A 9802-nucleotide genomic window follows, 5' to 3' on the forward strand; every position below is an offset into this window, starting at 1 on the left:
GTGTTGCTTTTGTATACACTTTTTACACTAAACTTTAGTCAAAAATAAAATAATTTCCTTATTTGGATTACGAGACACAAAATATTTTTCGTCAAATACCTTGATGAACTTGACAAATGGTAGAAAAAAGCAGCCCGCCGGCTGCTTTTTCGCTTATATCAATTCTTCCACTTCATAGATAGTATCTTCCAGCACCTCTTGGTAACGCTCCAAGTCATAGGCTACAGAGGTTTCCACCTCCGCCACCTGCTGATCCAGCTGGATTTTCACCTCTTCCAACCCATCCAAGTCCAAGAGGTGATTGGTCACGTGTTTGACACAGTTCTGACACGATAAGTTTTTCAATTTCAAAGTTTGCTTCATGTTCTTTCTCCTTTTTTATACTCAATGAAAATCAGATTCAGACTAGCTTCAAAGGTTCGGGGAACCTTTGAAGGTTGGAAACAAAGCGAACCTGTTCGCTACAAAAAGGTTCGCCGAACCTTTGAAGGTTGGAAATTGGGCGAACGTCTTCGTTTCTCCAAGAGCAGATAGACCCCTACTACTTTCGCATTTTCAGGTAGCAGGCTGTAAAGCTCCACCGGAGCTTTACACTCATCAAGTCAAGTCAACAACGTCTGAGGTTGATTTTCGAAGAGTATGATGATGCCCACAGGTACATTGACCAGCCAAGCACCGACAAGCGATTTGCTCGGGTGCAGTCCTTTGTAGCTGAGAGATTTTGCTGGCCAGATTTTCTAGGCTTTTTTGGGAAAATGTCCCTGTGTCTAGCAGTTTTTCAACCAGTTGCCCCTGTTTTGTGGAACATATGGTAGCTAGTAAGAGCTCCACCTGCCCCTGCAAATGTTCCTCTTCACTGATCAGCGGGTAGTAGTGGTACTTGCTGGTTTCCTTATCCATTCTCAAATAATTTTTCTTCCGCAGCCGCCCTAAAAGTGTCTTAATGGTCGTCGCCTGCCAATCAAAACCTTCCTGCAAGGCCTGAATAATTTCCTGAGAAGTTGCACCAGGATAGGCCCACAGAACCCGCATGACCTGCCACTCCGCAGCAGAAATTGTCTGCTCCACACATTCACCTCCCAACAATCATTTTCTAACTTTAGTTTACATTTGTAGTCAAAAATTGTCAAGAAGAAAGACTGAACATCTTGCCCAGTCTTCTCATTATTCTTAGTGAGCCAGCATTTCCTGACCAATTTCCAAACCAGTCAAACCAACAGGGTAGTATGTCGGCCAGTTTTCCAATTCTTCCAAAAGTTTTTCTTGGCTCTCTCCACCAAAATAGATATGGAAGTGACCTGTTTTAACAGGGGCAATATTGTGGTCGCTAAATTGAACATACTTATAGTTACCAGCATTTGCATCCGTTGCTTCAAACAAGAAACGAACACCACGATTTCCTTTTTTGTAGGTCAAAATCTTATAACCCACATACTTATACGTGAATTTTTCTTTCTTATCTCCCACTACAAATTCCATGGTATTATCTGTAATGTTAATTTGATCAACATCTGTTTTGTAGCCTGTATCGTAATAAGCCTTGTACTCTTCAGCTGTCATACCACCTTTGATCTTAGCCTTGTAATCCCAGACCTGATCTAGTGTACCATCAAGCAAGTATGGATAAACAGATTGCCACTCACCTGCATAATCTGAAAGAGTACGATCTTTTACGGCACTATCTTCAAAATAACCATTATAGACAGTTTGCGCAGTCTCAGCACCTTCTTCTGGCAAAATTTCAGAACCTTCTTGGGAAGTTGTTTTTTCAAGGGCAGTCAGATTATCTTCCATAACAGAAATATAATCCTTACCATTTTTCATATCCTCATCCGTCAAACTTTCAAGAGGATTAAGAACGTCCAACTGAACCCCAGTCTCTTTAGCAAGTGTTTCTGCAACAGATTTTGACGCATTTTCTTCAAAATAGATATACTTAATACCATATTTATTGATATACTCTGTTAATTCTGCTAGACGTGATGGAGTCGGATCCTCATCTGCAGCAACACCTGTAATAGAAACTTGTTTCAAACCATAGTCCAAAGCCAAATATGCAAATGCAGTATGCTGTGTAACAAAGTATTTCTGTTTCGCAGCAGATAATGTTTCAGAATACTTCATATCTAAAGCATCTAATTTCTCAATATAGGCTGCCGCATTTGTTTCAAAAGCATCTTTCTTTTCTGGATATTTAGCTACCAAACTATCACGAATATTTTCTACAAGTGTGATGGCACGCTCAGGAGACAACCATACATGCGGATCATAAGCATGGCTATGCCCCTCCTCACTATGGTCGTGATCCTCACCTTCTTCACTACCTGGCAACAAGAGCATCCCTTCCGTCGCACTAATCACATTAACCTTTGTTGTATCAAGTGATTTTTCAACATCATGAACCCATGTTTCCATATTTTCATTTTCATAAACAAAAGCATCTGCCTCTTGGATACGAGCAATATCTTTAGCTGACGGCTCATAACCATGAACCTCTGTCCCAGCCTTAACCAACAGATCAACATTTGCCTCATCACCTGCCACCTGCTTGGTAAACTCATAAACAGGATAAAAGGTCGTTACAATATTCAACTTCCCATCTTCAGAAGCCGTGCTATTGCCACAAGCCCCTAAAAGCAAAGCTGAGACAGACAATAATAATAAACCAACTTTTTTCATCTTAACTCCTTATTTTTTAAATTTTTGAACAACATTCACCAGTAAGAAAATACTAATGAAAATCAAGGTAATACTTGCACTAGCTGGGGTTTCTGCATAGTAAGAAGTCAGCAACCCCATGACCATTCCAAAAAAGCCAATGCCCATCCCAGTAAAGATAACAGCTTTAAAACTCTTACCAAGTCGCAATGCAATAGAAGCAGGCAACACCATAATTGTTGAAACCAGCAAAGCACCTGCCGCAGGAATCATTAAGGCAATGGCAACACCAGTCACCACATTGAAGGCAATGGACATAGCTCGCACAGGCAACCCATCTACAAATGCCGTATCCTCATCAAAAGTAAGAATATACATCGGACGTAAAAACAGCAATGTCAGCACAATGACAATCACAGCAATCGTAAACAAAGCAATTACCTGCTCCTGACTAATCGTCACAATTGAGCCAAACAGATATTGTTCCAGGCTAAGCCCTGATTTCCCACCAGATTTATTCATGACAATGAGCGAAATAGCCAAACCAGTCGACATGAGGATAGCCGTCCCAATTTCCATAAAATTCTTGTAAATTGTCCGCAAATACTCTAAAAATACAGCTGCCACAATAACGACAAGAACAGTCGAAAGCGTTGGTGAAATCCCCAATACCAAACCAAATGCAACTCCCGCCAACGAAACATGACTAAGAGTATCCGACATCAAACTCTGTCGTCTGAGTATCAAAAAGACCCCCAAAATAGGCGAGAACAGACTCATCGCAATGATTGCCAGGAAAGCACGCTGCATAAAGTCATAATGAAATACAGATAGATCAAACATCGGCAACCTCCTCATCCGCTTCATGAACATTGAAACAACGCCAAGGAGACTGCTGATCACGAACCAAGTGAATGTTTCGATCAGCATACCTATTCAACTCATCAGGATCATGAGTTATCATCAGAACCGACTTTCCATGCTTCTTAGCCGAATGATGCATGAGCTGGTAAAAAGCATCCTTGGTCCCTGCATCCATCCCTGTTGTCGGTTCATCCAGAATAAAAATATCTGGATCAGAGGCAAACATACGCGCAATGACCGCACGTTGCTTCTGCCCACCACTCAAGGCACCTAAGCGCTTATCCCGATGTTCCCACATTCCAACTGATTCCAAACTAATCCGAACATGTTCCTCATCATGGGCTGTCAAACGACGAAACCAACCTTGTCGAGGATAACGCCCTGATTTTACAAATTCGTAAACCGTGCTCGGAAAACCAGCATTAAAACTTGCAATTTGCTGAGGTAAATAGGCCATTCTCAACTTCTTACCTTTTATACTCTTCTCAGCAATAGAAACCCTCCCTTGTTTGGGCTTCAATATTCCCAAAGTCGCCTTAATAAGGGTTGTCTTGGCTGCGCCATTCTCACCAGTCAAAGTCACAAATTCCCCACTATCAAGATAATAATGAATATGTTCTAAAACCGGTTCTTTGTCGTAGTAAAACGACAAGTCTTCCACAGTAATATATCTCATTTATTTTCTAATCTTCTCCACTAACTCACTTAAGAATCGAGCAATTGACTCCTGCTCTTCGAGACTATAATTTTCCAAAAGCTCTTCATAAGCTTCCAAGGTATGCGCGTGATGATGAGCATGCTCTGCAGCAATAGGCTTAGCAGCCTCAGTCAAACTAAAGCGAACAATACGAGCATCCTTATCATCTCTAACCGCCACCAATAACCCCTGAGCAACTAATGACTTTGTAGCCTTCGTGATCGCAGCCTGACTAACATTCAACTCCTTAGCAATCTCAGTATTAGTATATGCAGCCTTTTCAATAAGCATCAAAATATGCTCCTGCGTATTCGTCAACTTCACCGTGCTTTGACAAGAACCAACCAAAATCTCCAATTGATTCTCCGAACTCAAAACAATCTCGTGCAGGTACTTCTCAATTTCTAATGCAATACGATTCATAGGCATCCCCTTAACCTTTTAATTAACTTGTTAAGTATACCACATAGAAAACAAAAAAACAAGGAAAATTTACTGAAAAAGAGTAGATCTATCCATAGCAACTCATAAGCCCTCTTAATAAAAAAGAAACACCAATTTCTCAGTGTTCCTTCATATCAAACTATTCTTACTGTCTGTTAACAGCAGATTCCACCTCTGTTGTAACATCCCTATACTCGAGATTAGTCAAGCTTGCATAGACATCATCGATACTATCACGATAAAAATGATCCGACTGAGCAGATAGTTTAACCATTTTATCTTTATCTAGTTCACTCGGTGCTTCTAGTGTAACAATACCATCCTTGTCAATAATCAATTTAGAGAAATTGTAAACATAGAAATCTGTTGAAGTTTTGACAAAAGAATCTTCTTTTGCATTAACATACTCATAAACAATAGCTAAATCCCCATAATAACTATTCTTCCACCCTTTAGTCTCTTGATAGTCATGACGATAAAAAATATGATGACGCTTCAAACTATACTGACTGGTAAGGTTTTCCTCTGCAAAATCTTTTTCAGCCTGCTCTTGGGCAATAGCAAGCAAGTCAGCTAGATTTTTAATTTCACTAACAGTATCAGGAATTTTATCCAAACCAGAAACCTCAAGACTAATTTCCTTATCATCTGTCAATACATAGCCTGTATTCATGGCTAATTCTGCTTTCTCTACCGAAAAAGCAATCATATCTCCATTCGAAATTGGTGTACTATTGCTTGCGGAAGGTTTCAATATATCATCACCATTCTCCCCAATAGGATAGAGAATAGTACTGTCAATACTGATTTCTGGATAATCTGCCTGACCACTAATGCCAGTATAAGTAACTGCCAGCTTTTTTACCAGATCCTGAGAACTAATTTCTGTTGTTTCTGTAAGACCCGATACATCGTAGGTATAGGTTTCAGATTTTATCTTACTAGCCACAGCCGATTCCTTATCCACATCAACTGTTACTTTTACCTTATCTCCATTGCTCAATGCCTCAGAGCCATCTACTGAAACAGACACCCCATCATGGACAGCATCTTGTTCCTCATCTGTTGCATCCTTCCCATAAAGTTTGGCAACCAGCTCCTCCCTATCAAGAGATACGGTTGCAGTTCCATAACCATCGTACCCCTTAAAAGAAACAGATAGATATTCTTTCGTTCCCACCTGACAAGCCGTTAACACCAAAACTGACAAGGCTACAAAACCTAATCTTAATAATTTCTTTTTCATCTTTCTCCTACAAACCAGGACTTCTCCAGTTCATTTGAATCAGCGAATAGTTGCATGGACGCCGTAACGCTCCATGTTAGCTAATTTTTCATTAGCTCGCGCATTCTGGATAGCTACCCTTGCCGCGGGATCTTCCAAATGAGCCTACCCTTTACGAAGTCGCTCTGCATGATCACGCAGTTGTGAAATTTGAGCATTACTCCGCGCCAATTATTCTGCCATTCTTTCCTATCCTCTTCTCCGTTTTTTTGCATAACCTAGTCCAAGACCAGCAAGGGCCGTGTAGCCTAACAATACCAAAAGGCTCTCTTGTGAGCCCGTTTGTGGCAGCTGTCTATACTTTTCAACTCTGCTATAAGTGATTGGCTGTAGCTTAGTACCTGCAGTTTGGTTGCCATCAAAGTAGCCCACAATCTTACCAACTTTATCTGTGATAGCAATCGGTTGACCGCCTGCATCATTGATAGCTTGTCTCTGAGCCACAATCTGTGCTTGGGTATAAGCCTCCTTCACAGCCTCATATTGAGCTTTAGCATCACGTTGGTTCTTCAAGAATTGGTCCAACTTATCGATTTCAGCGTCAAGGGTTGCTTTAGCAGCAGTGTGAGCCTTGATAGCTTTTGCAAGCTCTGCTTGAGCATCTGCAAGGACTTGGTCAGCATTTTTGAGTGCTGCAAGCTTAGCCAATTGTTCGGCAAGTTGCGCTTTCAATACAGCAATTTCATCTGCAATCTTAGCTTCTTCAGCCTTCAATGCCTCTACTTTCGACTGAGCTTCTGCAAGAACGACTTCGCTGGTAGACTTAGCTTCTTTCAGTTGAGCCAATTTTGCTTCTTCAGCAGCCAATTGACTTTTCGCATCTTCAAGAGCTCTAGTCTTGGTTGCCACGTCAGCGTTGAGGTTGTCAACAGCTTGTTGAGCCTTAGCCAAGCGAGTTTCAGCAGCTTGACGAGCAGCGGTTGCACTTGTCAAGGTAGCCTGGGCGGCTGGTGTTTGGTCTGCGATTGCTTCAAGGCTTGCAATGGTTGCACGAGTTGCAGCAAGTGCAGAGTGAGCCTTGTCATTTGTAGTTCTTGCCTGAGCAAGAGTTGCTTTGGCACTTGTGTCTGCTGCGACAGCTTTTGCTTGAACCGATTTCGCATCTTCAAGGGCTTTAGTCTTGGTTGCTACGTCAGCATTGAGGTTGTCAACGGCTTGTTGAGCAGCAGCAAGGCGCGTTTCTGCGGCTTGACGAGTAGCGGTTGCACTTGTCAAGGTAGCTTGTACCGCTGGTGTTTGGTCAGCAGTAGTTTTCAAAGCAGTCAATTGAGCTGTAGTTGCTTGTAAAGCTGATTGAGCTTGGTTGTTAGCAGTTGTTGCACTAGCAAGGGTTGCTTGTGCGTGGTTGTCAGCTTGTGTCGCTTGAGCCTGTACTGTCTTAGCCGTTGCCAACTCAGCCTTGAGGGCTGTTGTGTCGTATGGTGCAGCGATAGTGTTACTTACATTGGCATTATCGGTAAATACAATTGTATGTGCACGACCTGTACCACTTGCTGTTACACTTGTTACAAATGCTGTACTACGTTTTACATTTGGAGTTGTACCATAACCCAATGTTGCAATTACGTGACCGTAATTTTGGTTATAATCTGTACCCAATGTATATGTTGCAAGTTCAAGAATACCTTTGTACAATTCAGTCATTGTGGTGGTATTTGTTGAGATAAGTCCAATGTTTTCTGTTGAATATGTTACATTTGCATTACCATCATTCCTTAATGCTGTATAACTATGGTCTAATGTAGATTTATTTTCAGCTGTATAATTTTTGGCAATTTGCATTGCAGCATCAATAGAATCTGTTGTTACGATTACAAGTTGAGCAGAATTTCCCCATACTTGTTGACGAAGATTATTCATCACATATGCACTATATTGTGACAATGCTGTTACTTGTTCTTCTGTTAAGCTAGATGGATCAACAACTGTTTTATCAATTGGTGAAACTAAATTTGAAAACGGTTGTGTGTTATACCATGCTTGAATTGCATCAAACAATGCATCTTTGTTGGCAGTTGTTTTACTTGCCACAAACGCCTTATACGCATTGATAACATCTTGTGACAATGTTGGCACTGTCATGTTTTCGATAGCATCGATTTGAGCTGTAAGGTCTGCCACTTTGTTGTCGGCAGTTGTTTTTGCGTCTGCTTTGGTTTTTGCATCTGCTTGTGCTGTTGCAAGGGCTGTAGCTGTTTGGTCAGCAGTAGCTTGTTGTTGTGTTTTAGTTTCAGTAAGGCTTGCGATGTCGCTGGCCTTTTTAGCATCTGCGGCTTGTGCAGTTGTAAGGTCGCTTTGAGCTTTGGTTTCGTCTGCTTGAGCTTGTGTAAGGTCAGCTTGTGCATCATCACGTTCTGCAATGATTGCAGCTGCACCAGTACCGTCTAGTGCCTTCTGGGCCTTATCAACTGCCGTATTGGCATTTACCAAGTCAGCTGCTGCTTTAGTAGCGTCTGCTTGTGCTTGTGCAAGGTCGCTTGCAGTTTGGCTAGCTGTAGCAGATTGAGTTGCTTCGGTTGCTTTAGCAGTTGCCAAGTCACTTGCTTTCTTTGCATCAGCTTCTTGAGCCTTAGTAAGGTCGCTTTGAGCTTTGGTTTCGTCTGCTCTAGCAACTTCAAGGTCACTTGCAGCATTATCACGTTCTGCGATAATTGTCTCTTTACCTGTGCCATCTAGAACTGCTTGTGCATTATCCACAGCTGTTTGAGCATTGTCCACAACAGTCTCTTGAGCGTCAATGGCCGCTTGGTCACTATTTACTTTAGCTTGTGCATCATCGGCTTTTGCTTGTGCTTCAGCTGTGTTTTGAGCAGCTTGAGTAGCATTACTTTCAGCTTCTGAGATAGCTGTTTGCGTATCAGCCACCCTTGTTTCAGCATTCGCAATGTTCTCATCCCTTGCTTCGGCCTTGTTTGTTTCAGCCTCTGCAACCACTTCAGTGGACCTTTCAACCACGTTTGCGGCATTTTCTTCGGCAACACTCGCATCCACCACCACAGCTGTCTGATCAGTTACAGCCTGGTCAGCAGCAGTCTTAATGCTAGCCGCCTGATCAACTGTTGCTTCAGTCGGTGTTTCTGTTACAGCAGCAGTACCATTGGTCACGATAACACCTGATACCGTCTCGATACCTACACTAGCTGTCAGAGACACCTCAGGGCTCTCTACAGGGCTTGTAGGGGTATTTACAGCTTCTTCAGCATGCACACCATTTGCAATTACAAATGAGCTAAGAGACGCTACTCCAATAGCTGTGCTCTTTATCAGTTTCTTGCCCATCAATTGAATCTCCTTTTTTAGCAATTAGGAAAGGCTTGGCTGTAAAGTCAAGCCTTGTTATACTAGTATAACAAGCGATTTGTCAAGTATTTTGTGCAATATTTTCATTTATTTGTCAAAAAAACACCTAAAAATTTTACATACTTTTCCAAGACAATAAGAGATAAGAAGAACAGCCCCATGACAAAACTTTCACCGCTTAGAGAAATCCTCAAACAGCCCCATGAAAGCTTGTCATCAGCCCACAAGAAACAAATACATCCTTTCCCAAATTAATCAACACCTTAAATACAGGAAACAACTGTTTTCCCATTATCAACGTAGTAAAGTAGAAGTATTATAGCAAATCTAACAGTACTACAATGTCAGAAATATTCTGAGCCACAAAAAACTACCCACCGTACAAAATCATGACCACCCGTCAAACGGGTGGTTTGAACAAGGGCTGTAAGCCCACATCACCAGCCAGCGCCTAAAGACGCTGGCTTTCACTTTGTTCAAGCCTCACTGCTTTTGACTCGTCACTAGCCTCTTAAAGAGGCATTCGTACTACTTGCCATTATCCCTAAAGGGAT

8 protein-coding genes are annotated in these 9802 nt (G+C 41.8%); all 8 read right to left on the bottom strand.

Going from position 1 to position 9802, the window contains the following annotated elements; translation table 11 throughout:
- Positions 1–153: 153 nt before the first annotated feature.
- The 8 genes from K5Q29_RS10285 to K5Q29_RS10320 all read right to left on the bottom strand — a co-directional run bounded on the left by K5Q29_RS10285 (position 154) and on the right by K5Q29_RS10320 (position 9227).
- Positions 154–363, bottom strand: a complete 210-nt coding sequence (locus tag K5Q29_RS10285) for a heavy-metal-associated domain-containing protein (RefSeq protein WP_105139520.1) — start codon at positions 361–363, stop codon at positions 154–156.
- Between the two features lie 234 nt (positions 364–597).
- Positions 598–1068, bottom strand: coding sequence for a CopY/TcrY family copper transport repressor (locus tag K5Q29_RS10290; RefSeq protein ID WP_172699682.1), 471 nt, complete (start codon positions 1066–1068; stop codon positions 598–600).
- 102 nt (positions 1069–1170) lie between these two features.
- A complete protein-coding gene (locus K5Q29_RS10295; protein WP_044759031.1) occupies positions 1171–2679 on the bottom strand; it encodes a zinc ABC transporter substrate-binding protein AdcA in 1509 nt (502 codons plus the stop codon).
- Between the two features lie 9 nt (positions 2680–2688).
- Positions 2689–3501, bottom strand: coding sequence for a metal ABC transporter permease (locus K5Q29_RS10300; protein WP_002936593.1), 813 nt, complete (start codon positions 3499–3501; stop codon positions 2689–2691).
- The gene (locus K5Q29_RS10305; protein WP_024404806.1) at positions 3494–4198 is read right to left on the bottom strand and encodes a metal ABC transporter ATP-binding protein; all 705 of its coding nucleotides are present in this window, start codon (positions 4196–4198) and stop codon (positions 3494–3496) included. The genes K5Q29_RS10300 and K5Q29_RS10305 overlap by 8 nt, the downstream gene beginning before the upstream one ends.
- A complete protein-coding gene (locus K5Q29_RS10310; RefSeq protein ID WP_012774904.1) occupies positions 4199–4642 on the bottom strand; it encodes a zinc-dependent MarR family transcriptional regulator in 444 nt (147 codons plus the stop codon).
- Between the two features lie 166 nt (positions 4643–4808).
- A complete protein-coding gene (locus tag K5Q29_RS10315; protein ID WP_105139523.1) occupies positions 4809–5909 on the bottom strand; it encodes a hypothetical protein in 1101 nt (366 codons plus the stop codon).
- Positions 5910–6137: 228 nt separating this feature from the next.
- Complete coding sequence (locus K5Q29_RS10320) at positions 6138–9227, bottom strand: SEC10/PgrA surface exclusion domain-containing protein (protein WP_105139524.1); 3090 nt, start codon at positions 9225–9227, stop codon at positions 6138–6140.
- Positions 9228–9802: the final 575 nt, after the last annotated feature.

Origin of the sequence: Streptococcus sp. 2018037, assembly GCF_019754195.1 — a bacterium.
Classification (GTDB): Bacteria; Bacillota; Bacilli; order Lactobacillales; family Streptococcaceae; genus Streptococcus; species Streptococcus hashimotonensis.